Origin of the sequence: Peribacillus sp. NPDC097264 (genome assembly GCF_050277925.1) — a bacterium.
In the GTDB taxonomy this organism is placed as follows: domain Bacteria; phylum Bacillota; class Bacilli; order Bacillales; family DSM-1321; genus Peribacillus.
The window spans coordinates 241,950-267,541 of the sequence record NZ_JBNNSR010000006.1; the positions used below are offsets into that span (position 1 = coordinate 241,950).

A 25,592-nucleotide genomic window follows, 5' to 3' on the forward strand; every position below is an offset into this window, starting at 1 on the left:
TTAAATAAACGATTCCTCTAAAAAGGAATCGTCCGGCCTTCTCTTATTGACAAATGATCGTCACTTATAATCACGTGACCAATTAATAACGGGATCCTGAATACTCGGTTCATAATAAATTCCTGTGTACTCCTTCTCCTTGCCCGTTATTCTATTGGTCCGTGTCACAGTGTATTCTCCTTTATCGTAATTCTTCGTCCGATAAAATTTACGCACCTTAAATCCTTTATCTGGACCAATCAGTGTACTTTCCCCTCCGTACTCCCTCGGCTCATTTAAGCTTTCGGCCACAACACTTTCAATATCTAGAGGTGCTCCCTCAATCTTTACATCCGTATGATACACCCCATTCATTTTCTTCTTCACTTCTCCTGACGGCACGGATGCCACTTCAACCGTCTTATCCGTATGTTCCGAAAAGGATTTCGTGACGTTATATGTATACAAAACATGCATGGGACTGCTCTTCACCTTTTTTGCTAGCGGAGGAGTCACGGATATCATAATAACAATGGCTACAAGCAGGGTCAGTACAATAATAATTTTTCTTTTCCTTTTCATAATTTCTCCTTCTTTATACGCTCTGGTTTATTAGGACCCACTACCAAAGTAGCAAACACTAAAACCACAAGAAAAAGTATACACCCCAAGCTCGTGTTATTTTCTGTAAAAAACGCATTCGGGACAAGCTGTGCACCTATCAGGATATTCAAGATATAGGTCGATAAAAACCCGGCGTAAGCGATGCAACGCAAATAGGATCCATATAACACCCTTTTTTGTATCGTTTTGTTATGTTTTCTAAGCAGTAATAACTGTTGAAGCTGCATGGCAAATCCGCATGTGAATGCGATGACCAAAATCCCGGCAATCAGATAATCCATCCCCTCACTCATGATGCACCTCCCCCTACTTCGTTTTCTTTGCTCCCTTTCTTATCACTATTATCTGCCCATAGCCACATCATAAAGATATAAAATGTAACGTAAAACAACGAATCAAATAAGTTTTCCATCCAATGGAATTCGTGCTCCTCTTTATAATCCCAATATACCTTCATAGCAAAAATGCCAATAAAGAACAGGGTGAATTTCAAGTAAGCATGTTTTCTTATATAAGCCATCCAATTCTCCTATCCATCACAATCTGTGACCCCATTATATACGATTCGAACATTAAAAAGTTTCTAAATAAGGAATAAAATTGAATGATAACACAAAAAAAAGACCGCCTAACCGGCAGTCCCTTCATCATTTTACATCCGTAAATCCGTATTCTTCAAAAATCTTCATGGCCTCTTCCGTTTGAAGATAATCATAGAATAACTGGGCTTCTTTTGGATGTGAACTATCCTTGATCACACCTGCTGGATAGATGATCGGGTCATGTAAATCTTCCCCAGCCGTTGTGACGATATCCACTTTCGATGAAGTCAGCGCATCCGTTTTATACACCATGCCTGCATCGACATTCTCCGTTTCCACATATGTAAGCACTTGGCGAACATCTTTGGCATAGATTACGTTCTTTTCAACCTCTTCCCAAAGGCCGCTGTTTTTCAGCGTTTGCAACGCATACTGACCTGCGGGAACGGATTCAGGAGTACCAATTGATAGTTTCGTAGCTTTCGTAACATCTTTCAACGTTTTGATTCCTTTATCCGATTCCTTTGAAACCACCAACACAAGCTCATTGCCGACTAGGTCGGTGCCTTGTTTGTCATCGATAAGCCCCTCATCGACTAACGTATCGAATTTATCTTCTGCCGCTGAGAAAAACAGGTCGACAGGCGCTCCTTTGGAAATTTGTTGTTGTAGTGCTCCTGACGCTCCAAAATTAAAGTTCACATTCACATCTGGCGTTTCTTTTTCAAAGCTTGCTTTAATGTCGTTCAAGGCATCCTGCAAACTTGCAGCTGCCGAAATGGTCAAATCGACTTGCTTCGTTGCTTCCTTTTTTTTCGTTTCGGTGTTTTCATCCGATGAACATCCAGCCCCGATTACCATGACAAATAGAATCGAGATGATAAGATGGAATTTCTTCAAAATCAATCCCCCTTTCTATCTAGTTATAAGTAGATATAACTAGTTATAACTCATTATAATAAGAAACACGATGAAATGTAATACTTACTTTTCCCTTCTCGGAATTTATTTATATAAGCCACTAGGATACAATAAAGTTGGAGGGATGCACATCATGTCGAAAGAGCTATCCTATACGATTGAAGAAGTATCACAATTATTAAAGGTATCCAAACTAACGATCTATGATTTGGTTAAAAAAGGCGAGCTCCCTGTCTTCCGGGTCGGCAGGCAGATGAGAATGGATGCAAAAGACTTGGACGACTACATTCAAGGTCATAAGTCCCCATCCACCACAGCTCCGGTTACCGAAAATCAAAAAGCGCAATCGAAGGAACCGCATAACCTTGTCATAAGCGGACAAGATATGGTGCTAGATATTCTTGGTCAATATATCGAAAAGGATTCACCTTATAAAACGTTACGGTCCAACACCGGCAGTTTGAACGGACTGATCTCGATGTACAACGGGAAAGCGGATATCGCCAGTATGCATATGTTTGACGGAGATACAGGAGAATATAACCTTCCTTACATAAAGAAAATTTTGGTTGGATATCCCTATATGTTAATCAACCTTGTTTCAAGGAAAGCAGGTTTTTACGTCCAAAAGGGCAACCCGCTCCATCTTCACACATGGTCTGACTTGAATCAGGACTTGACGATCATCAATCGGGAAAGAGGGTCCGGCGCCCGTATCCTGCTTGATGAGCAGCTTAGACTCCATCAGATATCCGCTCAAAGCCTTAAGGGCTATGAACAGGAAGAAACCAATCATCTGAGTGTAGCCTCGGCTGTCTCGGCAGGGTTGGCGGATGTTGGAATCGGGATTGAAAAGGCGGCCAAAATCGTCGGGGTGGACTTCGTTCCATTAATAACCGAACGGTACGATTTGGTCATTCTAAAGACGCCAAAAACTGACCAGCTCTTAACGGTTGTTAAGGAGATATTAACATCGAAACCCTTTCAGTCCGAAATCAACGCATTGGGTGATTACGACATATCCAGGACGGGTTCGGTCATTTGTGAAACATTTTAAACGGGGAGGACTCTTTGAGGAGCCTACCCGTTTGGCATGCCTTCCAATCATTAATAATTTTCCCTCTGTAAAAGCAGGCTTGATGACGAAGGATAGTGAATATAGTAGGAAACACTATTTCTTTTATAGGAGGCTTTGAACGTGAATGTTCTAGGAAAATACAAAGAATTCCCCCATGCTCTTCAAGCATTGACTAAATTAGATCAAGATTTACAAAAGGAGGGACACAGCTTATTCGATCAGTTATCCCTATTCTTACAAGATGATGATTATTCCTACGATGTCACGCCCTATGATGTCATCCCATTCGCAAGCATTGGGGCTGATGGGATCCACTATGGATTCCTCACCGATTTTGGCAGGGTGCAACATTTAGACGAGGCCTTCATTGTTTGCGTGAGCCCCATGAATTTCGGAAATCACGTAAAAATCATAGCTAGAAATCTTGCAGAATTCATAGATGTAATTCTGACCTTGAATGATGCCTCGGTGATCGAAAACCTATTAGGTTATTCAAAAAAAGAAGAATATCAGGAATTTTCGGATTGGGTCACTAAAGAAGCAACCGCGGATCCGGAGTTTTCAGCGCAAAGTGCCTACGTCTGCAACAGGATCCAACAAGAACTCAACCGTAAACCCCTTGATGATTTATACGAATATGTCGAAGTCACTGTACGTGATCAAAGAAAAAAAGTGGCCTCCCTCCCTACTTTTGATACATTAGGGGTTGTAAGCGATGACCGTCCTAATCAGGAGACGTTTTCCATGAACAGAGATTCAACGATCAATCTAAAAGACTTGGGGAAATTTTTTGATAGAAGTGATGAGGCAACCAAATTAGCAACCATCCGAAACTTGCAATACTTCTACCTCATACAGGAAGACGATGAATTGAAAGAATGTGTAAAAACCGAAATGCTTAAGATGGGTTTGACGGATGAAGTGAACAGGATGGACATGACATGATAAGTGAGGCGTTCCCATAGTGTTAATAATGGATGAACTATATGGAACCTGCTTCTACCTTATCAGAAACTATTAAAACGATGAACGAAAGCGCTAAACGGAAAGCCAAAAAAGGAATGTACGTGAAGATCATTTCAAACTGACCATCGTCTCCCCCTCTGATTCAAATCAATAGAAAAAGCATGTTTTGAAACCGATCAAAACATGCCCTTCTATCATTTATTGTTCTTTCAAAATAGGCTACCTACCGGTTAACCCATGAAAAAACTCTGGATGGAAACCAAGAAAACAAAGAAAGCAATCCCAATGCTCAGGTGCCCCTTAAAGCCCTTTTTGTCTTTTTGAAGTTCGGCTATCCCTGTCACCAATATAAGCGCCCCTAAGAAAAACATATAATACGGCATTAACTCGGTTTCCGTTTTTAGACTATAAGCGGCTAGACTAATAACAATGGCTGCTAAGATGATTTTAACTACTTTCAAGAAAACATTTCCCCCTACTAAGTTCTGTACCATTTCTTATTAATCATATCATTTATCATCTTTTCATTTATGAGGACAAGGAACGTTTATTATGAACGGAAGTACCGTTCTAGCTCACAATAAAAAGGCCGCCTCAACACCTACTGTAACCCATGTTCCCTGTGGCTTTTTATGTTTAGGATTATTGGCCATTCTTATTACTTTTTTTGGCACGCATTCAACGTTCATATGGAGTTTAAGTACACACTCGTATTCATTTATGCTTGCCAGGTATTCTAGCATGGGGCGCTTATCAATTAATAGTTGGAGAATGAAAAGGCGTTCGTGCTAGACGAACGCCTTTTCTGCTAGGAATTTATACGTATTTAAACGGCTATCAAGACTGAATTGATTGCAGTTAATCATGGCTTCATCAAAGCCATACAAATCCATATGTGTCTGGATTTGGTCGAGTACTTCCTCTGCCGTACCAGCTAATAATAAATGACGGTTTTGCTCTAAAATCATTTTATCCATCTCCGTTAACGGATAATCATTTGCTTCTTCAGGCGATAATGTCGGATCTAAGCGACCTCGCATTAAATTCAGGCGCGAAATTTGAATCGGCATCGATAAATATTGTGCTTCTTCCGTTGTTTCGGCAACACTTGCGGCATAGGTCACAAGAATTTTTGGCTCCGGCATGTAATAGGACGGGCGGAAGGCAGATTTATAAATGTCGAGGATTCGCTTTGATAGCTGTCCTTGGAAAAACTGCGCAAACGAATACCCCACACCCATTTCACCTGCTTGCCTGGCGCTTTGTCCAGTTGAGCCGAGTAGCCACGCTTCAGGCAGTTGGATTTTTGAAGGTGCTGCGACAACGGCATCGTATACGGCATCGCCAGTTGGTTTTTCGTTGATGATGCGTAAAATCGTTTCTAGTTTGTCATATTGCTCATCTACATATGGACGTTTTCCACTTGCAAGAGCCACCATAGCAGCCATATCTCCACCTGGTGCGCGACCCACACCTAGGTCAATGCGACCAGGGCTGAGTGCAGATAATGTTTTGAACACCTCGGCAATTTTATACGGTGAATAATGCATCATCATGACACCACCTGTACCAATTCGCATACGGTTTGTAATAGCAGCTAAATGGGCAGCACTAATTTCAGGAGCAGAGCTTGCAATTGACGTTGTATTGTGATGCTCCGCCAGCCACATGCGTTCATAGCCGAGTGCATCCCCAAGCTTGGCGATTTCGATACTTCCAGCATGTGCCTCTGTTGATGTACCGCCCTTCGCTACAGGCATTTGATCTAAAATACTAAGTTTCATACGGATCACCCTTTCTTCATTCGTTCTATTTCATTTTAACGTTTGTTGCGCATTATTACAGTTTGCTGCTCTTATGTAATGAAGAAGCAAAAATGAATCGGAAGTTTCCATATCATATACTCCCCAAGTCAAGGACAAACTGAAAAAAGGGGTTAAGCAACTAGAAGATGGTTCCTGTATTGTACAGGAACCATCTTTTTAGCTGTATGAACAAAACTCTACCTCTAAAGGGTCACTACCTGAGTAACCCGTTCAGAAACAGATCCTGGACCTCAAAGGCAAACACCATAAGATCCTTCGGGTAAAGGAAGGCAAAACGCAAAAAATTCGCGACATGTATATCGCGAATTGCATCAAAGAGGTCTTTGCGTACGCCAAAAACGTCCAGAGTCCCTATTTATTCCGTCTAGGAAGCGGTGAACACCCCCTCCCCTACCCCTTACACAGGCTTACAGACAGCTAAACAAGGCCGCAGAGTTTGCGGGCGTGGAACATGTCGGCAACCATACGTTACGGAAAACGTTTACTGGTTTTATAAGGCCACAAAGGATATTGCCATGTTGCAGCGAATCCTCCATCATTCCCACCCTTCCGTCACCCTGCGTTATATCCATTCCGGAAAAAGAAACGAATAACGTCTTGAAAACATTTAGTGTCATTCAATAATTATTGCTTACTTATTAGAAATTGTTTCAAAATCAACTCGTCCAGCCTTTGACTACATGTCAGTGTTTCCCTATGATTTAGACCTTTTTGAACCCCTGTTTTAATAAGGATATTCCTAAGATGTTTTATTTTGAGTTCTAACTCTCTATATAATTTAATTTCGCACAAAGTAAGTGACTCCTTTACAGATCAGTGGTACCCCATTCAAAAAGTATATTACATTTATGGAATTATATAAACTTGTGAAATAAAGTATTTGTTATGGATTATCTAAACTACGCCAGAGTTCGTTGAAACTGCGAAATGAAAAATCAAGAGTGATATATTCAATGCTATTTCAAAATAAACAGCTAGTTCACATAAACCTTCATTATCGGTTTTACCGTTTTTATAGTTCCTGATAATGAATTATCTTTTGACATATACAGCATATTTTTGTGGATTGCTGAAGCCTAATTTATTCCCTAATTGAATAGAAGCAGTATTATCAATATTACAATCCCAACGTGGTTGAATATTTTGGGATAGACAATAGTCAATAAATTGTTCAGCAACTAAATTGGCTAATCCTTTCCCTCTATAATTTGAATCGGTTATTATATCTATTTCTGCATAATCCACTGATTTGAATATTGACACACCTTCACTAATAATCTGATTATTTTCCTTTATACAAAACCCAAAACCATTTTGAAGAAAATTAGAAGTGGAATCCCAATATTCATCATAGTACTGTTTATCAAATTCTAAGCAATTTTCAATATGAACTTGATTTATTTTTTCTATATTGTAGTTATTATGCGATATTCTTTTTCTTTTTTGTTGAGCATTCAGGTCAAAGCAGAAAGTAAATCGTTCAATTCTTCTTATTCTTTCACCTAATGTTTTTTCTCTTTCACCTAATGTTTTTTCTATAACTTGGCACCAAGATTCTGTATTAGAAAACAGTGTAAATCGTCTACCTTTAACGACCGATTCTACAAAAATACTAACTAAATTCCCGGAAAAATATTCGTCCGTTGAGGTACCTGTAACATAATATAATCCCGAATTAGTTTTAATGAGAAGAGATTCAAGGTTATTAGAATTTGAATATACAGTTCCATTAATTATGTTATCTAATATACTAAAAACAAATATTGGTGCTTCTTTTATTTTCTCTTTCACTACATGAAAATCTTCTTTAGATACTACAATCATTTAACTTCCCCTCATTATTATTCCTTTGGCCATCTAGTTATTTATATTGCCTGTTCCAGCCCATTTATAATACCTCTAACTAAAAGAACAAACGAATGGGTGGTGGATAGCCTGCTTCGGGTAAAAAATAAGCAACGAACGTGAAAAAAGTGATCAATACAGAAAAGAATAGGATGCATAGCGAGATGGCACCATATGATTTTTTCGCTAGTAAATAGGCGCTGATCAATAAACTGACAAACCCAATCAGCAAGCCAGTAGCAGCACCTATATAGACATGCAGGTTAGAAAGAATTCCGGTGAAAAAGCCGATGAAAAATATGGATTCAAGTATGATGGCTAGCGCCAGTATAACTCTTAATTTCGGCTCTGGTATTTCCGTAGTTTTTATTTTAACCGCTCCCTTCCCTTGGCCATTCCGCCTATTCCCTCCGAAGGAATAGCCAATTATTTCAAAACCACTTCCTAAATGTAACCACAATTGTATAATATAGAGAAGACATAAAATTCCACTTGAGGGGAGGGCACATTATGGTTGGCACAATAACCGTTGTCATGATATTCTCTATTCCTATTATCGCGATCGTGACAAACCATTTTCAGGAACAAGCGAAAATTAAGCATAAAATGCTTAAAGACGAAATAGAACTCGAAAAACTCAAACACGAAAACTATCTGATAGAAACAGAGAAGTTGAGGATTGAACTCGATCAAATGAAGCTTCATTCTCCTGCCGATGAATCCAAAACTCTCTAATCTTTTTCCGCTTAGAAACAGAGGTCAACATGGACGTTCATTTCTTCCACCACGATACACTTCAACCTCCGCTTTTTTCATGAAACGGTCCCATTACTTTTGATAATAAATACCACTTCTATAGGCACAAGGAAGGTCATATCTTAGTTAAAAACCACCAGGGAAAATTCACCCTATAAAAAATGAATTATTTTACAAACTTTTAAGGCTTTTGTAGTTATATTATAGTAGAATTATCACGAGGTGGGAAAGCATCATGAGCAAATCAAATTATAAAAAAGTATTTATTTCTCTTTTATGTCTAACTGTGGTTTTGGGCTTGTCCGGATTGGCTATTAAACTGTTGAAAAATAAGCATACAGTTTCCGCTTATTCCATAGATGAAAATTATCCGGATGCGGATATTCAAACGGATGTTAACGATTATACAAAAGGTGGATTTTCAGTAAGCAGGCCGATATTCCATCAAGAGTCAATCGATGAGCAGCTAGAATCCTATATTCATAAAGAAATAAAGGAGTATCAAAAGAAATGGAAGGCTGTCGATGGAGAAGCTTCTTCTGAGTTGAACATCACTTATGAAATCCTTCATTTCAGCAAACAGACCATCACGATTTCCTTCGATAAATATCAACAAATTGCAGGTAAAAAACAATCGGAATATAACATTTTCACATATGATATTCCCTCTCAAGAAATCCTCTCTTTAGATGACATTTTTTATTCTGATACTGATTATTTATCGGTCTTATCCGACATTGCCTTTGAAGAGTTAAGTGATAAGAAAGACAAAACACTTACCGAAGACATGATCAAGAAAATGACAGATCCGAAAATGGACAATTTTGATTCATTTTCCGTATTGAAAAACACGCTGGTTTTCTATATGAAACCGAAAAAAGACGGAGATTCATCCACCATACAATCCATCGCTATCAAAAAAGAGTTATTCAAAGATAGCTTGCTAGATACATATCAAAACAAGAACATGAATCAAGATCGCGTGAAGGAAAGGCAGCCCAAGCATATTGTCGCCAAGCTTCCTCCAAAGAATGATTGGATCGATCCATCCCAAAAGGTGATCGCCCTCACATTCGATGACGGACCTCATCCGGACAATACGACGGCCATCCTGAAGTCCTTGAACAAACATCAAGCACATGCGACCTTCTTCGTATTAGGAAGCCGTGTCGAGCACTATCCAGAGGTCTTGCAAAAAATGATTGCACAAGGAAATGAAATCGGGAACCATTCCTGGGATCATCCGCAACTGACACGCCTAAACAAGAAAAAGATCAAGAGTCAAATTAACAAAACACAACTTGCCGTCCTAAAAGCCAGTGGTTACGAGCCATCCCTTATCCGTCCGCCATATGGTGCAATAAACGATAAGGTTCGCAAACATATAGGCGATATGGATGTCGCACTCTGGGAAATAGACCCGGAAGACTGGAAGCTCCGGAACAAGAAGAAAGTGGTCCGCAAAGTCATGAACAAAGCGGAAGACGGGAAGATCATCCTCATGCACGACATTTACAAAACCAGCGCCCAAGCGGCTGACGAAATCATAAAACAGCTGGACCAGCAAGGCTACCAACTCGTTACCGTGTCCGAACTTGAAAAAGTGAAACAAGACCGTAAACGATATGGAATCAAAGTAAAAGAATAAATGTGAAGAGCCTGTTTTGTCATCAAAACAGGCTCTTTTCCATTCCTAATCCGTTAAAAAAGGCCTGTGATTATATCTCACAGGCCCGCTTTTCTATATAATCAACCAAGATCCACATTGTGATAAACTTGTTGAACGTCTTCTAAGTCCTCTAATGCATCAATCATTTTTTCGAATTGCTCTTGTGCATCAGCAGGAAGTGTTAGGTCATTTTGTGCAAGCATGGTAAGCTCGGCAACCGTGAACTCCGTGATGCCTACATCTTTGAATGCTCGTTGTACAGCATGGAATTGATCAGTTTCCGCATACACGATAACCGAATCTTCTTCATCGATGATATCACGAACATCAACGTCCGCTTCCATCAATAATTCTAGTACTTCTTCGGAATTCTTTCCTTCTATCCCGAAAACGGCCGTGGCATCGAACATATAGGCAACAGATCCGCTGACCCCCATGTTTCCTCCATTTTTACCGAAAGCGGCACGTACATCAGAAGCAGTACGGTTAACGTTGTTTGTCAGTGCGTCCACAATCACCATGGATCCATTAGGTCCGAAGCCTTCATAGCGAAGTTCATCATAGTTCTCTTCAGAACCACCTTTTGCCTTCTCGATTGCACGGTCAATGATCGCTCTTGGTACATTGTACGTTTTCGCACGTTCCAATACGACACGTAAAGCCTGATTCGATTCCGGATCAGGTTCACCTTGTTTGGCTACCACATAAATTTCACGTCCGAATTTTGCATAAATACGGCTAGTATTTGCATCTTTAGACGCTTTTTTTTCCTTGATATTATTCCACTTACGACCCATTATATTCCACTCTCTTTCATCATTGGATAAACAAAAATCGATTGATATGGTAAATTCCATTACCATTTTTCCATAGATCCACGAGTGAATCTACAAATTATATTCTAGTAAAAATATCACATACCGTCACTCGCTTATATTATACATCAATTGCATTAATTTGAAAAAGTCCTACACACTATGAATTTTCCACTAGAAAAAGTATCAGGTCTGCCTTCTGTTTCTTATCCCTACAGTAATCATGGCCAGAATCAGGAAGACCGTCCCTATACTCACGCCGATAAGCATGGGGTATTCCGAAACACTCCTTAACGCTAACCCCAAAAAAATGCTGGAACTGAATAAAAGCAAACAGATCGAGGTGTAATTTTTCAAAAGAATCGCCCCTTTTCCACTATTATACAATAAGACAAACCGGCAGAAGACGTAGTATAGTAAAAAAAAGAAAGTCGAGGTGCGTCATGACCGAAATTATTATCGGAATACCTGGAGTGTGGAAGAACCGCACGGAATTGATTCAGGCGGTGGCTACGCAAAGCGATGGATACCTGTTGGCTGGACACGTTTTGCATAACAAAGAAAAGAATATTACATTTCCTATCGAAGTGTATGAGTATGAACCTCATTTGAAAGAGGCCTTCGATTATGCCAGTAAAGGGGCATTTCCTGAAAGTCTGTTGACCGAAATCGATCATCATACCTTCACGGTCTATATCATTGCGGAAGTATCTGACTTTGAGGCCGTCATAAACCTGATTGATGCTGGGTCGGCCTTGCTTAAAGCTGGCGGCATGGCTGTGAAAATCGAAACGTCGGGCATGGCTCATACGAAGGAAGCCTGGCAAACTTTACAGAAGAACCCGGATATCATCCCGGTTTATGCCCACTTTGTCACCATCATCGGCGAGGACGACCACTATGGTTCATTCGGAATGAAGGCTTTTGGCCTCCCAGATGTCGTCACGCCAAACACGATGAGCCCAAAAGATGCGGTGACATTACTGAGCACCTTCAACTTTTATAACCTTGGGGAAAGACCTACCTTCACAAATGGCCAGGATTTCCGGATAAAATCGGATGCCCCCACCTTTACATTGACTAGCCGTCAAGACTTCAGGTACGAGGAAGACCATCCTTTTTACAACCCGTATGGATTGTGGAGTTTAGAAAAATAAATGTGTTATACCATATAACGATCAGGAAGCCACTTATACAGAATAGGTGGCTTTTTCATAAATTTTTCTCCATGTTCCTTCAAGGTGATTCCCCGTCTAATCTCTGCTTTTCACTTTACTTCCAACCTATTAAATTCAGGTCCTAAAATACATACTAAGGAAAATTTCCTACTATATTGACAGAAACTCTTCTTATAATGATATAATTTTATTTTGTAAATGTTTAATTAAGCAAGATAAAAAGTATAGGAGATAATTAAATGAACCAACCATTATTAAAACAAAATAAACAACCATCATTTCCAAATGAACAAAGGAAACCTTTAATTAATATTGAAAGGAAATTCAGACCCGAAATCGAGGGGTTACGTGTTATTGCTGCACTACTAGTAGCGGTGTATCATATATGGCTTAACCGTGTTTCTGGAGGGGTGGATGTATTCTTTGTCATTTCAGGTTTTCTAATTACAACTTCCATTATCTCCACAATAAACCGAACAGGTAAATTTAGTTTTCGGGCATATATTACAAAATTAGCAAAAAGATTGCTTCCTTCCGTATTTTGCATTCTCGGAATTGTTCTGATTTTAAGTTGGTTTTTACTACCAGATTCAATTTTAAGTAAAACTATACGCGAAGTATTTGCCTCCATGTTTTTCTATCAAAATTGGCAACTCGCTTTTTCTAGCACAGATTATTTAGATGCCAGTCAAATGAAATCACCCGTTGAACACTTTTGGGCTTTGTCTATACAAGGACAGTTTTATCTGATTTGGTTTTTAGTGTTTACTTTAATTTTATTTATAATAAAAAAATATAAATTAACTAAAGTTAAAACATTAATTAATACGATTTTAGGAGTATTATTTGTTTCTTCCTTTATATACTCTATATATTTAACCGCTGTCGATCAACCTTGGGCTTATTTCATAACAATGACACGTGTATGGGAATTTTCTTTAGGTAGTTTGCTCTGTGTCAATTTATCATCAATTAAGATAAACAAATATATTGCTACAATTATAGGTTGGTTAGGACTAATCGGTTTAGTTTTAACTGGAATAGTTTTCAACGTTTCTGAAATGTTTCCAGGGTATGTTGCCATCTGGCCAATGACTTGCGCCTTATTCATTGTTCTGTCTGGTACACGTGAGACAAAATACGGTATCAAACGCTTTTTAGGTTCACCTCTAATGGTGAAGCTAGGAGGGATATCTTTTGGAATCTATTTGTGGCATTGGGTAATATTGGAATTTTATCGTTATAATGTCCAAGAAACTCCAGGGGTAGTCGTTGGACTTCTAATTATTATTTCTTCTGTCGCGCTTTCATTTTTAATGACACGATATATTGAAGCACCCCTTCGAAGCTCGTCTAACAATAAATATGCATTTTCAAGACTTGCGATACTCGGTAGTATAAATATACTCTTAATTGGTTCTCTTTTGACACAAATGTATATAGACCAATCTAAGCCCCAAAAGGTAATGGATACAAAGAATTATCCAGGAGCCTTAGCTGTAAATAACCCTGATGATGTCCCTGACGAAGACCCATTACCTGCCCTTTCCGATGTATTTAATGATCTACCGAAAGCACATTTGGATGGCAGTAACCAAGGGTTAAAGGAAAGTGACCTAAAAGTCGGAGAATACGGCGAAACTGAAAATTACGATGCTACAATCGCGCTGGTGGGTAGTTCCCATTCGGAACATTGGTTAGGTGCCCTATTAAAAGCAACGAAAAATGAGAATTATCGTATATTAAATATCACTCGTTCAGGTACACGATTCTCAACAGGTTACTCGGATGACGATTTGAAAGGCATCTGGGTCAATAATGCTTTAAACTATCTAAAAAATGAAGATGTGGATCTAATCGTATCCCAAGCTACGGCTGCTGATACGTCTAACGAAAAAATACAACAACAAATGATTGATCAGCTACAGTTTGTTAAAGATGAATATGACATTGAAGTATTGGCTATTCGTGATAGCCCAAGATATAGTTTTAATGTGTTGGAATCATTAGAAACAGCTGGACTTGAAGAAACCATAAAAAAAATGAATAAAACAGATAATCAGAAAGACGAAAGCTTTTGGAAGCAATTCGAAAGTGAGAACCAATCATTGAATAAAATGGATTTAACCAATTACTTTAAAATAGACGGTAAATATCAGCCTATTATAGGAAACATCGTCATTCATCGCGATGATAGACATTTAACGAATTCTTACTCTGAAAGTTTCGCGCCTATATTCAAAGAAAAAATCAACAGTATACTCAAGAATAATTGAAAAGAAATAGGGATAATAAACTGGAGATTTCAGTTTTTATCCCTATTTCTTTTTTTAATGGCCAATAGGAATTAGGGGCATAGTTTAAATTCCCAGCCACCTCCCTCAAATTCTTGTTTCGGAAGGAATACATATATGAATCATCAGATTCACCACAACTAACCTAATAATCCTTACTTATAAACCCATGCTTTTCCACTAATTGTTTTGTTTCAAGCATAGGAAATATATCACCTTCCTTCGGCATAAAAATCCCCCTCAGAATTCAGTAGTTTCCTTTACCGGTCTTCTAATTGTGCCGTGAAATGACGAACATGTTCACCCATTTCCTTATAGCGCGTCCAATGAAGATAATGATGGCCTTCTAAGACCACGAGTTCATTTAAAGGGTTCTCCCCCAATTGCTCTTGATAAAACGTTTCATTCGATTTACCATCTTCTGTTACCTTATCTCTTTTGGCAGCAAAGATCAGGAGCGGCATGTTTGAAGGGAAGGACATCTCCTTCGTCTTGTTCACATTCTCCTCTATCGCATTTGCTTCATCGACAATATTTCGGTTGTACACTTTCCAAGCCGTAATCGTTTTGGTCATGTCTAGATTTTCTTCTGAATATATACCCTCATCCGCAATCGGCAGGACATTTTCCGCGCTCACGTAAGAAGCTATTCGTGCCAATCCAGTGGGTGCAACATACTTCAAATAGGCAGGCATGCTAGGAGCAGGCTCCTCAAAATACTCCAATGCCTTCGGTAACGTGAAATCCACTCCGATAATGGCCTTGATCTCGTTTGGATATTCATGGGCATAGTACATGCTATAGATTCCGGATAGGGAGTGGGGCATCAATATGTATGGACCTTCTATCTTTGATTTTTTCAGGGCCGTTCGTATTTCCTCCACGACGTTTTCCACGGTCCTCTCCTTATTCGTCAGCTCACTCCAACCATAGCCAAATGGCTCCACTACGACGATTTTATTATCCTTTGCCATCTCGTCAATCAATGGTTCGTAATCCAAGACAGGCGCCGCCGTTCCTAAACCGCTTAATAGAACAATCGTATGCTCCCCCTCGCCTTTGGCATACACATGCATCTCCTTTCCATCCACTTCCACCATTTGCCCCCATACCGGGTGTTTCTTTTGTTCATAGGCCTTCATGACCGTATGGAAAGCGACCCAAGCCAAGGATATGGCCACAACAAATAATAGGATTGACCGCATGACCCTGAGCGTCCTATTTCTCTTTTTCATGTTCATCCCCTTTCCCTTCTATATAAATGACGCTCCAGGTTCGGAAAAGGATACAGGATAATTTGTTAAGTTATGGATGTTCTCGCCACACAGGGTAAATTCCGGCTCGATTTCCTCATGAATCATAGTCGTTCTGGTTATAGTAAAAAAGAATATAACGGAGGAGGTTTTATGCATGGAACGTTCTGAGGAATTTGTTAAGAAAATCAAGGAACAGCAAAAAAAAGAAGCGGATAATAAACGCCGTCAGGGGAACGGACACCCAGAGAAAAGGTTGCCGAACAAACAGCATTGATCAAAGAGCCAAACAAAAAGAGCCAGAGGAGATCATACATTGATCTCCTCTGGCTCTTTTTTCCTGTTTCAATATTGCTGATATCCGCCGCCTTGGCCCATGCCGCCATGCATCGGGTATGGATGAAAGGCTCCTCCATGTCCGCCCATGCCACCTGGCATCTGCATGGGAAAGCTATTCTGTCCGCCATAACCGTGGTGCATCGGAAATCCTCCTGGAAAGCCCATTCCCGGATGACCACCCATGCCACCAAACATCGGATACCCAACTGGTTGACCAAACCCTCCTGGAACACCATATCCTCCAACTCCCGGGAATCCCCCGAAGTTTCCATATCCGCCAAAGTTCTGTCTTGTGTAGTACATCTCTGTCACTCCTCATCTAGGTTACAGTCTAGAATATGATGAATAGACAGAAGCGTGCTCAAAAATTCCAGGCGTCATATTGTCTTTAATAACAGTTTCTTCAACAGCGGGGTAAAGTGCTCTGGCAATTCAGATACAGTGGGAACCATCAGCCTTTCTTTGCCATAGATGTTTTTCATCGTCAGTTCTTCGCTTTCCTCTATGCTTCCATCCGCTAGAAACATGCCAATGACATCGATTCCCTTTTTACGTGCTTCGGATACGGCAAGATGCGTATCGACGATCCCATTCTGGTCGTAATGTGCAGCAGCCGGTTCGCCATCGGAGAAGACGAGCAGAAAGCGATTCTTCTCCCGCCTTCTTTCCAATTCCTTAGTGGCGACGCGGATGCTGTAACCGTCCCGATTATCTTCCTCAGGTTCAAGCTGCATGATCTTCGCGCCGGCATTCTGGTAAAGAGAATCGGAATGGGAGTGAATCACATGAAAATAGTTCGGTTGGTACCCTTCTTTCACATCATTGGCGTCTTCCCAAAATCCGACGATTGAATGGGGGATTTTCAATTTCTTCAGCACTTCATGAAAGAGGACAATGCCACGCTTCGTTTCATCCATTTTATTGTGCATCGAGGCCGAGCAATCGACAAGAAGTGTGAACACGGCATCGATTTCCTTGGACTCCTGGTTCTTTTTATAAAAGACCCTCGGGTTTTCATCCAGTACGAGTGGCAGCAACTTCTTGGATAACCTTCCGAACGCCAAATCTCTTCTTGGTGCATTCTTCTTATTTTCAAGCGTCTTTTCGATGGTGCTGGAAAGCTTCCGCTTGAAAGGTTCGATGTCAGCCACGAACTCTCGATACCGTTTTTCCTCATCGATTGTTGACGCCCTCGCCTTTTTGGTTATCATGACGGCATCTTTATTATCCTCGCCAAACGGATAATCTCCGTTCTTCCCGGCATTCGTTTGCTTTTTCTCGAGTGTCTCCTGTTGCTTGTAGTCCTTTTCTTTACTTTCACCGGAAGAGCCTTGAATCGAGGCCAACGCCTGGTCAGCATCTTCCGCTTCCCGTGCACCGCCACCCAGCATGCTCGTTTTCGTCCCCTGCTCCAATTCAAACTGAAGGAAGGTGGAAGGGTTCTCGCCATTCTTATTCTCCCGGTGCCATGTCGAGAACTTTTCATCGATGAACTCGCTATTCTCTTCATCCACATCTTCTGTGTCATCATTCGCTAACTCATCGTTTCGCGTCAGTTCATCGAAAAGCGTGTTGGCTGTATACTGTTCCACATTCGCGACCGGGAAGATGAAATACTCATTCATGCTATCTTGATACTCTTCATTCAAACGGAAGACGATTTGTTCGCAAATTCTTGTGATATCACTCGTTTTCCTTGCTTCAAACACCATATAAATCAACGGTTTGATTTTTTCCAATGCCTCCACCTGGCGTCCGTTGGCTCGTGGAAAAATCGGATCCGGACGATCGGAATGAAGCAGTAAATAAATCAGGCAGAACAGTTCATCAAGTGCAAAGCTCCTCGTTACGTTCGCAGCCGATTGCGTTTCAAAGTATTGCGTAAGATACGCCTCGCGTATAGAAAACCACTTCTTTGTTCCCGGGCGCTCTTTTTTGATCAATTCTTCAAGTCGTACATCTTCGAATAAGGTAAACAGCTCTGCCGAAAACTTTGGAAGCCCGCTTTCCTCGATGACTTCCCGATAGGACTGTAAATCCTTCACGCTCGAATGATGAAGGGTCCCAATCGTCCTGAGAAGGACATCCGTCTTCAATCCTGCAGCCTTTACCTCTTGGTTGCCGTTTTCCCAAAAATGACTCGCCGTGACTTTACTGTTTACAGAATCAAGGAAAGATCCATAGTTGTATTCAAATTCCAGTTCTGGAATACCGGATAAAACCGTCGATAAATCCTGAAGCTGCAAAAAAAGCGCCGTATCAATAATTGAATCGTTGAATCGAATATACTTCATGCGGCATTCTCCTAGTTAGAATAATGTGTCGGCCAAGTTCTTCACAAATTCCCGCTCCCGTTCCTCATCAAGCTTATCCACGATTGAACGAAGAATCGCCCGCTTAGGTGGGATCAGTACACTTAAATCACACGCATCAAGCAGTGCCCGTATCGATGCTGCATCCTCAGCCACTTTCCCTTGATTCACGGCATGAATCAAATCACCCGATAGCTTGACGAACAGCTCAATGGTCCGTGCATCCTTCAGTTTCGTATTGGTTTCGATCAATTGCTTAAGCTGCTCTCCTTCAATATAGGGAACCTCAATCACGATGAACCGGTTTTTCAGCGCTTCATTCAACGGCACTGTACCGACATAGCCTTCATTGATGGCCGCAATCACATTGAAGTCCTCTTTTGCCGTGACGATTTCATTCGTAAATGGATTCGTGATCGTCCTTCTATAATCAAGCACCCCATTGATCAACGGCAACGTTTCAGGCTTCGCCATGTTGATTTCATCAATATAGAGGAAAGTTCCGTGATTCATCGCATTTGTCACGGGTCCCGGAACGAATTCAATCTCCTGTTTGCCCTCGTTAAAGGATAAAGTCTTGAAGCCCAACAAGCTCTCAGCATCCAAATCGACCGAACAGTTGACGCTGAACATCGGCTGGTTGAATAAATGGGATAACGTCTCCGCAAACTTCGTCTTCCCTGCCCCTGTGGGACCTTTTAACAAAATGTTTTTCCCCATGCTCAACGCTGAAATCGCATCGACCATCAAATCCATCTCGGGTGGCAAATATCCACCTTTGGAAATCAGCTCCTGAAATTGAACAGGTTTTTTCTTATTCATATGTAAAATATTCGCTATTTTTTCTGGCAACGTATTCATCACGATCTCACTCCACTCCTTTTTCCTCATTCTAAAGTTCTTTTCCAGTAAAGACAAACATCTGCATTTAATCAAAAAGGAGCCGTCAAAAAAGACAGCTCCTTTCATTCATAATCGTATCATTTCTAGCCTTACATTCTAATTCGTTACCGGTTGCCCTTTTATCAGGCTTACGATATAGCCGATTATCCCACCAACGATGGCAGGAATGACCCAACCTACCCCTACACTGAATAATGGCAGGTAGTCAGTCAAAAATTCAGTAACCGGGTTCTTTGGTATCCCGAAAGCAATGAGTCCATCATAAATCCCGAAAATCAAGGTAAGGAAAAGACTTCCCAAATACACTTCCGATCTCCCTTTGAAAAGGGGATGTAAAAATGTCAACGCGATGATGACGATGGCAACTGGATAGAGCGCCGTCAATACCGGCACCGTATACTCGATTAAGTTGCTTAGGCCGACATTGGCCACCGCTGCACTGAATGCAGAAAAAATGACCACAAAGATTTTATAGGATACAGATGGCCACAACTTGTTAAAGTAAGTAGAACATGCCGTAATCAGGCCGATGCTCGTCGTTAAACAAGCGGCAATCACAATCAGGCCTAATAACACTGCACCTCCAGAACCGAAAAAGTGGTTCGATACTTGGGCAAGAACGTCGCCGCCATTCCCTAACTGGCCAAGCAATTCCACACTAGTTGCCCCTACATATGTTAATGACGTATAAACGATCATTAACAGGAAGGCTGCAATCAAACCGGCTTTAGTACAGAACTTCAGAATTTCCTTCTTGGAAGTGATGCCCCTATCCTTGATGGTATTGATCACAATGATACCAAAAGCAAAGGATGCCAGGGTATCCATTGTTAAATAGCCCTCTTTGAATCCTTTAAAGAATGAATTGTCAGAATAGTCTGCTATAGGAGCTTGAATGTCCCCCATTGGGTTTATGATCGCCACAATGATCAGGATGGCAATGAAAATTAATAATAATGGAGTTAATATTTTTCCGACAATATCCAAAACTTTTGAGGGATTAATAGATAAGAGACAAGCAACGCCAAAGTAGATGATGGTGAAGACCAACAAAGGTAAAAAACCGACTCCATCTGGAAGGAATGGCTTAATTCCTATTTCATAAGATACGCTTCCGGTTCGCGGAAGAGCGAATAATGGTCCAAGCGATAGATAAAGAACGATTGTGAAAATCAAACCGAACATAGGATGCGCCCGGCTTACCAGTGACTGCACATCATTTTTACCTGAAATACCAAATGCCAGGATTCCGATAAAAGGCAATCCAACTCCGGTAAGGATGAATCCAAGGTTAGCCGACCATAAGTTGGTCCCAGAGGATTGACCAAGCATGGCAGGAAAAATCAAATTACCTGCCCCAAAAAACAAAGCAAATAGCATTAAACCTGTAACCAATGTAAAAGAAAGTGGTGCTTTCTGTGACATTACGAAACCTCCAATGTTCTAATTCTCCTAATCATTAGATAAGAGAAGTGCCTGCGATTCAAAGTACCGATTCGTACAAACCCACAACACAACACTCCTAACTATAAAATGCAGTGGTACGTTTGTCAAAAACTATTTTAGTAATTATTCCGAAAAATCATTTTAGTGCTTCTTATTATCTAAATAAAAATAGTTTCATGCATGATAGTGGGTCTTTCGATACAAGGAAAAAGAACTCTGAAGACTAAAATAACGTTATTTCAGTAGCCGATAATGTTTTTGTTTGGTTAACCAGAGCTGGCCTGATAAACGCAAAAGCAGGGCCATCCATTTGGGATGGCCCTGCTCATTCGTTCTTCCTATCTTATATGGAATTCAACGCTTCAGCAATTGGAGTTTCCCCTGCAATCAAATCAAAGGAACGGTTATAGGTATGTTCCTCGGTTAAGGCAGCCACAATTGTCTTGGCCACATCCTCCCGCGGGATCGTGCCCCTTTCCAGTTTCTCGGCAGCCGTCACCTGGCCTGTTCCCGGTTCGTTCACGAGACCGCCCGGCCGGATGATTGTATACGTTAAATCGCTATGCAACAGTGCTCGATCGGCATAGTGCTTGGCCACATAATACGGTTTAATGGCTTCGCTCCAGTTTTCCCGGTTGTTTGCCTGAAAAGCGCTGACCATGATAAACCGCTTCACCTGTAAATTTTCAGCCGCTTCGATTGTCTTGACTGCGCCGTCAAGATCTACCAATAAGGTTTGATCAGCCCCTGTGCTGCCCCCGGAACCTGCTGCAAACACGATGGCGTCGCACCCTTTCGCCGCTTCTGAAATTTCTTCCACCGTTCCCGTCAAGCTGACGACCACTGATTCGACTCCGATTTCTTCAAATGATTTCTTCTGTTCCTCTTTTCGAATCATGGCCCGGACACTATGTTCACTTTCTTTCAATAACGTAACTACCTTTTTCCCAATCTGCCCATTTGCTCCAACTACGAATACTTTCATATAAAATCAGCCCCCATACTGGATAATTGGTTTTCTCATCCAATTATTTCATGAACGGTGCGCAACAGCAAACAATCAGCATAACGCCAGGATGAAAATGGAATTTCCTTGCAATGTTCTTGAGATATTTTATAATAAAGGGAATTCGATAAGGAGGTGTAATGATGGCAATGAAACGTGTTTTGCCACCTTCTGCAGCGTCTCATGCAAAGCCTGATAGTGGAGGCGATACTTTGCATGGGGTGGAAATGAAGTAAACGAACATCGCCCATCTTTTATCATTTCTATTAAACAGGCTTTGCCCCTTATTTCATTCGGAACAAAAAATAAGGAGCTGGCAGAAATGACGTATGTAAAAGCAACAGCCGTTTTACCCGAGGCATTGATTCAGGAAATTCAAAAGTATGTGCAAGGGGAAACCATCTATATTCCCAAACCTGATCAAACGCATTATAAATGGGGAACACGTTCTGGATCCCGGAAATTAATTGATGAGCGAAATGCCTCGATTAAATATGCCTTTAAAACCGGGACCGCTATCCATCAATTAGCGGAGAAACACTTTCTCTCAACGGAAACCATAAAAAAAATCATTTATTCCAAATAGAGCTTGTCTCGCAGCACTGATGAAAGAGATCAGTGCTATTTCTATGCCAAATTTGTTTCCTAAACATTTTCCACCTTTCATTCAAAAAGCGGATTCTGTAAAATGAAAGCAACAGGAACATGAACAGGAGTTGGGAAATGAAACCCTTTATCAAAAGTGAACAATATAACTTCATCAAATTACAAACGCAGATACTGATAAATGGACACGCAACAGCCAACGATAAAGATGTCGTCCATACAGTCAAGTCCGTTGCAAAAGAAAGAGTGCTTAATTTATTCAATGAACTGGATGACAGGCACAAGCAACTTCTGGATCCCATCGACACCATCAAGGATCCTGCCCATGCTGAAGCCTTTCTCTTGGAACTCAAACCCTATGTCATCCCTTTTAAAGAAGTAACGGAACAAACGGTCAAGAAGTTATTTCCGAAGGCGAAGAAATTAAAGGCCCCCAAAATGGAGAACATCGATTTACGAGAGATATCCTACTTGGGATGGGACGATAAGGGCTCTGGAAAGAAATTCATCATCACCCCCTGGCATAATAAGCTGGTTGGACTGCATGGGACATTCAAACCTTCTCATAAAAAAGGGATCTGCGCGATATGCAGCCGCTTTGAGGAAGTCGGGATGTTCATGTCTGAAACAAAAGGGACCGTTCAAGGCACATTCATAAAAAAAGGAAACTATATTTGTAACGATAGTATGAAATGTAACCAGAATATCACCACATTGGATAAATTGGATGACTTCATTTCGCGGATCAAATAAAGTGATAAAGGCAACCCTTTGGTATGAAGGATTGCCTTTTGCATGTTCCTCTTGTTTCACGATCCCCTCGTATATTTCAGAGGGATCAACTCGCTGATTTTCGTTTTAACCGTTACCCCGTCCACCTCTATGATCACAAAACAATCCTCTGCATAATCCGAGATCAGTTCCCGGCACATCCCACAAGGACTGACCACCTTTAACTCTCTATTGATTTCATCGGAATAGGGATGCTTCACAGCCACGATCGTATCAAACTCTTTTTCCCCTTCCGATATCGCCTTTCCAATCGCAACGGCTTCAGCACACACCGTGATTCGGCCGACATATGCTTCCATATGTACCGCAGCTACAATTTTACCCGACTTTGTCTTCAACGCTGCCCCTACATGGTGCTTATCTTCCTCGTACAGCGCTTTGATCTTTTCCCTTGCAGCCTCGATTACTGGATAATCGGATTCTTGTAAAGGATAGGTCATCATACAGCATTCCCCTTTTCTAAAAAACGACTAGCTCTAGACACGCCTGACTTATCAATCCACACCGAACTGGCAGTTACGGCTAACAAACGATGCGGTCCATAGAAAATATTTAAGTGAAAGTCTTATTCGTTTTTAATTCAAATCATTTATGGTCAATTCCTTGCCTGGAGTAAAACTAACATACTCATAATTTTCTTCTCCGTTCACCATACTTCGATATCCCACCTCGGTAGTATCATAATCGATCGATTCGTCATTCAATAGCTCCTGTATCATCTTGCACTGCTGAACCATCTGTTCTTTTGTTACATCGCCTTTTTCCATTTCCAGCATAATGTGAAGGGGCTTTGGCGTTTTCATCTGCGGCGTCCATTCCTCGGTAACTTCGTTGTATACTTCCACATCGGTATCCACAGAATCGACTTGCGGGATTTTTTCCTGGAGGAGCGTTAGAATATACTGTTCTGCCTCCGCATTTAGCTTTTTGGATGCGTCTTTCTCTATCTTGGATTCATGGATTGTATCACTATACACTTCATATGGTTCGATGCCGGAGACATAGAACCGATAGGTGGTTTCAACTGCTTTTGAATTCTTTACCACTACATGGAACTCATACGTTTCATCGGTCCATCCATACCCTACCGACCGCTTGATTTCATAGTCCATGTCGGGATAAGTCTGTTCTAAAAATTCCTCCAGGCTCTCCTTAGCTTTATACTTACCAGTTTTATTTCCGCTCATTTGCATATAAGCGAACACTATGGCGGCAATTAATGAAATGGCAATCACACTGTATATCATTTTCTTTTTCATAATTAATGCTCCTCTCTTATTTTAAGAATGCAAAAGCCGATGATGATTCCGACAAAAGTTAACAGCAGGTGGACAATTAAGGAAGTCAGTGCTATTAGAAGAGCTTCCGAAAAACTTTGAGCATAAAACTCGCCGAACCAATCCGTCATATATAACAGGCAATTCCATATGAAATTCGGTATACCCGCAAGCAGGATGGCAATGAGGACTGATCGGTAAAACAGATACGTGACCGTACCTAAAATGGCGTAGGTCAGAATAAAGCCACTATTGTCATTCATAATGGTCGTACTCATTGCCAATATAAAGGCAATGGCTACAAAGAAAATCTGTATTGTCGTCAATTTCAAGGTTATATTCCGCATCATTTTTTTAGAAGCACCGCCGGGTATTACTTCCGCGGGCAATGGAATCTGTGATTGTTCTGCTATCTGCCGACATTCTTGGCAACTTTGCAAATGCTCCTCAACAAACTGTTGAGTTTCCCGTTGCAATAATTCCTCTTCGTATAAAGGTAGTAAATCTTGTGTCACCGAACATCTTGTGTTCATAAAGTCTCCTCCATTGTTTTTTGAATCCTCAATTTCAGACGGTGAAAGGATACTCGCGCATAATTTTCAGATTTACCGATTAATGCGCCAATATCTGCAAAACTCAGCTCCCCGTATATACGCAGTAGTACAATCTCTCTCGCTGAATCCTCCAACTTTGAAATATGATACAAAAGATTTTTCGTATCCTCCTTAATTTCTGCTAGCTCTTCTAATGAATGGATTTCGGTTTCGGGCACCATGGAAAGTTTTTTCATTAAGTCAAGCTGATATTTGTTTTTGCGGTAATACTTCTTCAATAGATTATTTGCAATCGAAAACATCCAAGTTGATAAGGTGGAATCGCCATTATATGATGCGATGTTTTTACACGCCTCATAAAAGGTGTCGTGGCAAAGATCTTGAGCAGTTGCCTGATTTCCTGTCTTGGCATAAAAAAACGCATAAATTTTTGGTTGGATTTCTTCGTATTCTTCTTCAAGCTTCTTCATAACGCCCTCTCTCTCTTGCCTTTCCTAGTATTAATACCTCGGTTACATGTTTCGTTACAACTTTTTTTAAAAATCACCATATTTTAGGTTAATTTTGTAATTTTACTATATAGTTAAGCGAAAAATAGTTAACAGCCTTAT

Annotated in this window: 29 protein-coding genes; 9 read left to right on the forward strand and 20 right to left on the reverse strand. The window is 40.7% G+C overall.

Going from position 1 to position 25,592, the window contains the following annotated elements; translation table 11 throughout:
- Positions 1-60: 60 nt before the first annotated feature.
- The 4 genes from ACQKL0_RS11650 to modA all read right to left on the reverse strand — a co-directional run bounded on the left by ACQKL0_RS11650 (position 61) and on the right by modA (position 2,045).
- Entirely contained in the window at positions 61-561 is a 501-nt protein-coding gene (locus ACQKL0_RS11650; RefSeq protein ID WP_402875005.1) for a hypothetical protein, read from the reverse strand.
- Positions 558-896: a hypothetical protein gene (locus ACQKL0_RS11655; RefSeq protein ID WP_427687740.1), complete on the reverse strand. Its 339-nt coding sequence runs from the start codon at positions 894-896 to the stop codon at positions 558-560. Before ACQKL0_RS11655 ends, ACQKL0_RS11650 begins: the two co-directional genes overlap by 4 nt.
- Positions 893-1,123: a hypothetical protein gene (locus tag ACQKL0_RS11660; protein WP_427687742.1), complete on the reverse strand. Its 231-nt coding sequence runs from the start codon at positions 1,121-1,123 to the stop codon at positions 893-895. Before ACQKL0_RS11660 ends, ACQKL0_RS11655 begins: the two co-directional genes overlap by 4 nt.
- 127 nt (positions 1,124-1,250) lie before the next feature.
- A complete protein-coding gene (gene modA, locus ACQKL0_RS11665; RefSeq protein ID WP_427687744.1) occupies positions 1,251-2,045 on the reverse strand; it encodes a molybdate ABC transporter substrate-binding protein in 795 nt (264 codons plus the stop codon).
- Positions 2,046-2,199: 154 nt separating this feature from the next.
- On the opposite strand from modA, the gene ACQKL0_RS11670 reads away from it, so the two are divergent.
- Both ACQKL0_RS11670 and ACQKL0_RS11675 read left to right on the forward strand, forming a co-directional pair.
- Complete coding sequence (locus ACQKL0_RS11670; RefSeq protein ID WP_427687746.1) at positions 2,200-3,123, forward strand: substrate-binding domain-containing protein; 924 nt, start codon at positions 2,200-2,202, stop codon at positions 3,121-3,123.
- Between the two features lie 141 nt (positions 3,124-3,264).
- Positions 3,265-4,089, forward strand: coding sequence for a hypothetical protein (locus ACQKL0_RS11675; protein WP_427687748.1), 825 nt, complete (start codon positions 3,265-3,267; stop codon positions 4,087-4,089).
- A gap of 251 nt (positions 4,090-4,340) precedes the next feature.
- On the opposite strand, the gene ACQKL0_RS11680 is transcribed toward ACQKL0_RS11675, so the two are convergent.
- The 5 genes from ACQKL0_RS11680 to ACQKL0_RS11700 all read right to left on the reverse strand — a co-directional run bounded on the left by ACQKL0_RS11680 (position 4,341) and on the right by ACQKL0_RS11700 (position 8,241).
- Complete coding sequence (locus ACQKL0_RS11680; protein WP_427687750.1) at positions 4,341-4,571, reverse strand: DUF3953 domain-containing protein; 231 nt, start codon at positions 4,569-4,571, stop codon at positions 4,341-4,343.
- 327 nt (positions 4,572-4,898) lie between these two features.
- Positions 4,899-5,894, reverse strand: a complete 996-nt coding sequence (locus ACQKL0_RS11685) for an LLM class flavin-dependent oxidoreductase (RefSeq protein ID WP_427687752.1) — start codon at positions 5,892-5,894, stop codon at positions 4,899-4,901.
- Between the two features lie 666 nt (positions 5,895-6,560).
- On the reverse strand, positions 6,561-6,728 hold the full coding sequence (locus tag ACQKL0_RS11690; RefSeq protein ID WP_427687754.1) for an aspartyl-phosphate phosphatase Spo0E family protein: 168 nt from the start codon (positions 6,726-6,728) through the stop codon (positions 6,561-6,563).
- A gap of 240 nt (positions 6,729-6,968) precedes the next feature.
- Positions 6,969-7,760, reverse strand: coding sequence for a GNAT family N-acetyltransferase (locus ACQKL0_RS11695; protein WP_427687756.1), 792 nt, complete (start codon positions 7,758-7,760; stop codon positions 6,969-6,971).
- Positions 7,761-7,839: 79 nt separating this feature from the next.
- The gene (locus ACQKL0_RS11700; RefSeq protein ID WP_427687758.1) at positions 7,840-8,241 is read right to left on the reverse strand and encodes a hypothetical protein; all 402 of its coding nucleotides are present in this window, start codon (positions 8,239-8,241) and stop codon (positions 7,840-7,842) included.
- A 50-nt stretch (positions 8,242-8,291) separates the two neighbouring features.
- On the opposite strand from ACQKL0_RS11700, the gene ACQKL0_RS11705 reads away from it, so the two are divergent.
- Positions 8,292-8,516 (forward strand): hypothetical protein, encoded by a 225-nt coding sequence (locus ACQKL0_RS11705; RefSeq protein WP_402875029.1) that lies wholly within the window; start codon positions 8,292-8,294, stop codon positions 8,514-8,516.
- Positions 8,517-8,772: 256 nt separating this feature from the next.
- Positions 8,773-10,185, forward strand: coding sequence for a polysaccharide deacetylase family protein (locus ACQKL0_RS11710; protein WP_427687760.1), 1,413 nt, complete (start codon positions 8,773-8,775; stop codon positions 10,183-10,185).
- A gap of 101 nt (positions 10,186-10,286) precedes the next feature.
- Here ACQKL0_RS11710 and ACQKL0_RS11715 read toward each other — a convergent pair whose 3' ends face one another.
- Positions 10,287-11,003 (reverse strand): YebC/PmpR family DNA-binding transcriptional regulator, encoded by a 717-nt coding sequence (locus ACQKL0_RS11715; protein WP_427687857.1) that lies wholly within the window; start codon positions 11,001-11,003, stop codon positions 10,287-10,289.
- Between the two features lie 461 nt (positions 11,004-11,464).
- Here ACQKL0_RS11715 and ACQKL0_RS11720 point away from each other — a divergent pair, with 461 nt between their 5' ends.
- Positions 11,465-12,178, forward strand: coding sequence for a DUF4261 domain-containing protein (locus ACQKL0_RS11720; protein WP_427687762.1), 714 nt, complete (start codon positions 11,465-11,467; stop codon positions 12,176-12,178).
- Between the two features lie 260 nt (positions 12,179-12,438).
- Entirely contained in the window at positions 12,439-14,475 is a 2,037-nt protein-coding gene (locus ACQKL0_RS11725; RefSeq protein ID WP_427687764.1) for an acyltransferase family protein, read from the forward strand.
- Between the two features lie 278 nt (positions 14,476-14,753).
- On the opposite strand, the gene ACQKL0_RS11730 is transcribed toward ACQKL0_RS11725, so the two are convergent.
- Positions 14,754-15,728 (reverse strand): alpha/beta fold hydrolase, encoded by a 975-nt coding sequence (locus ACQKL0_RS11730; RefSeq protein WP_427687766.1) that lies wholly within the window; start codon positions 15,726-15,728, stop codon positions 14,754-14,756.
- 175 nt (positions 15,729-15,903) lie between these two features.
- On the opposite strand from ACQKL0_RS11730, the gene ACQKL0_RS11735 reads away from it, so the two are divergent.
- Positions 15,904-16,023: a DUF4023 family protein gene (locus ACQKL0_RS11735; protein ID WP_427687767.1), complete on the forward strand. Its 120-nt coding sequence runs from the start codon at positions 15,904-15,906 to the stop codon at positions 16,021-16,023.
- Positions 16,024-16,091: 68 nt separating this feature from the next.
- Here the strand turns inward: ACQKL0_RS11735 and ACQKL0_RS11740 are convergent, their stop codons facing one another.
- The 5 genes from ACQKL0_RS11740 to ACQKL0_RS11760 form a co-directional block, all read right to left on the reverse strand.
- On the reverse strand, positions 16,092-16,388 hold the full coding sequence (locus tag ACQKL0_RS11740; protein ID WP_402957133.1) for a spore coat protein: 297 nt from the start codon (positions 16,386-16,388) through the stop codon (positions 16,092-16,094).
- A 74-nt stretch (positions 16,389-16,462) separates the two neighbouring features.
- Positions 16,463-18,379: a vWA domain-containing protein gene (locus ACQKL0_RS11745; protein ID WP_427687769.1), complete on the reverse strand. Its 1,917-nt coding sequence runs from the start codon at positions 18,377-18,379 to the stop codon at positions 16,463-16,465.
- Between the two features lie 15 nt (positions 18,380-18,394).
- Positions 18,395-19,258, reverse strand: a complete 864-nt coding sequence (locus tag ACQKL0_RS11750) for an AAA family ATPase (protein ID WP_427687771.1) — start codon at positions 19,256-19,258, stop codon at positions 18,395-18,397.
- A 138-nt stretch (positions 19,259-19,396) separates the two neighbouring features.
- Complete coding sequence (gene brnQ, locus ACQKL0_RS11755) at positions 19,397-20,725, reverse strand: branched-chain amino acid transport system II carrier protein (protein WP_427687773.1); 1,329 nt, start codon at positions 20,723-20,725, stop codon at positions 19,397-19,399.
- Between the two features lie 364 nt (positions 20,726-21,089).
- Entirely contained in the window at positions 21,090-21,731 is a 642-nt protein-coding gene (locus ACQKL0_RS11760; protein ID WP_407406480.1) for an SDR family oxidoreductase, read from the reverse strand.
- A 343-nt stretch (positions 21,732-22,074) separates the two neighbouring features.
- Between ACQKL0_RS11760 and ACQKL0_RS11765 the strand changes: the two genes are divergently transcribed.
- Together ACQKL0_RS11765 and ACQKL0_RS11770 are read left to right on the forward strand one after the other, a co-directional pair.
- Positions 22,075-22,338, forward strand: a complete 264-nt coding sequence (locus tag ACQKL0_RS11765; RefSeq protein WP_427687776.1) for a CD3324 family protein — start codon at positions 22,075-22,077, stop codon at positions 22,336-22,338.
- A gap of 137 nt (positions 22,339-22,475) precedes the next feature.
- Positions 22,476-23,111 carry a FusB/FusC family EF-G-binding protein gene (locus ACQKL0_RS11770; protein ID WP_427687778.1) on the forward strand — a complete coding sequence of 212 codons (636 nt, stop codon included), beginning with the start codon at positions 22,476-22,478 and terminating at the stop codon, positions 23,109-23,111.
- Between the two features lie 56 nt (positions 23,112-23,167).
- Here ACQKL0_RS11770 and ACQKL0_RS11775 read toward each other — a convergent pair whose 3' ends face one another.
- The 4 genes from ACQKL0_RS11775 to ACQKL0_RS11790 all read right to left on the reverse strand — a co-directional run bounded on the left by ACQKL0_RS11775 (position 23,168) and on the right by ACQKL0_RS11790 (position 25,451).
- On the reverse strand, positions 23,168-23,593 hold the full coding sequence (locus ACQKL0_RS11775) for a cytidine deaminase (protein ID WP_427687780.1): 426 nt from the start codon (positions 23,591-23,593) through the stop codon (positions 23,168-23,170).
- A gap of 132 nt (positions 23,594-23,725) precedes the next feature.
- Entirely contained in the window at positions 23,726-24,409 is a 684-nt protein-coding gene (locus tag ACQKL0_RS11780; RefSeq protein WP_427687782.1) for a hypothetical protein, read from the reverse strand.
- A gap of 2 nt (positions 24,410-24,411) precedes the next feature.
- On the reverse strand, positions 24,412-24,960 hold the full coding sequence (locus ACQKL0_RS11785; protein ID WP_427687784.1) for a zf-HC2 domain-containing protein: 549 nt from the start codon (positions 24,958-24,960) through the stop codon (positions 24,412-24,414).
- Positions 24,957-25,451, reverse strand: coding sequence for an RNA polymerase sigma factor (locus ACQKL0_RS11790; protein WP_402987293.1), 495 nt, complete (start codon positions 25,449-25,451; stop codon positions 24,957-24,959). The genes ACQKL0_RS11785 and ACQKL0_RS11790 overlap by 4 nt, the downstream gene beginning before the upstream one ends.
- Between the last annotated feature and the right edge of the window lie 141 nt (positions 25,452-25,592).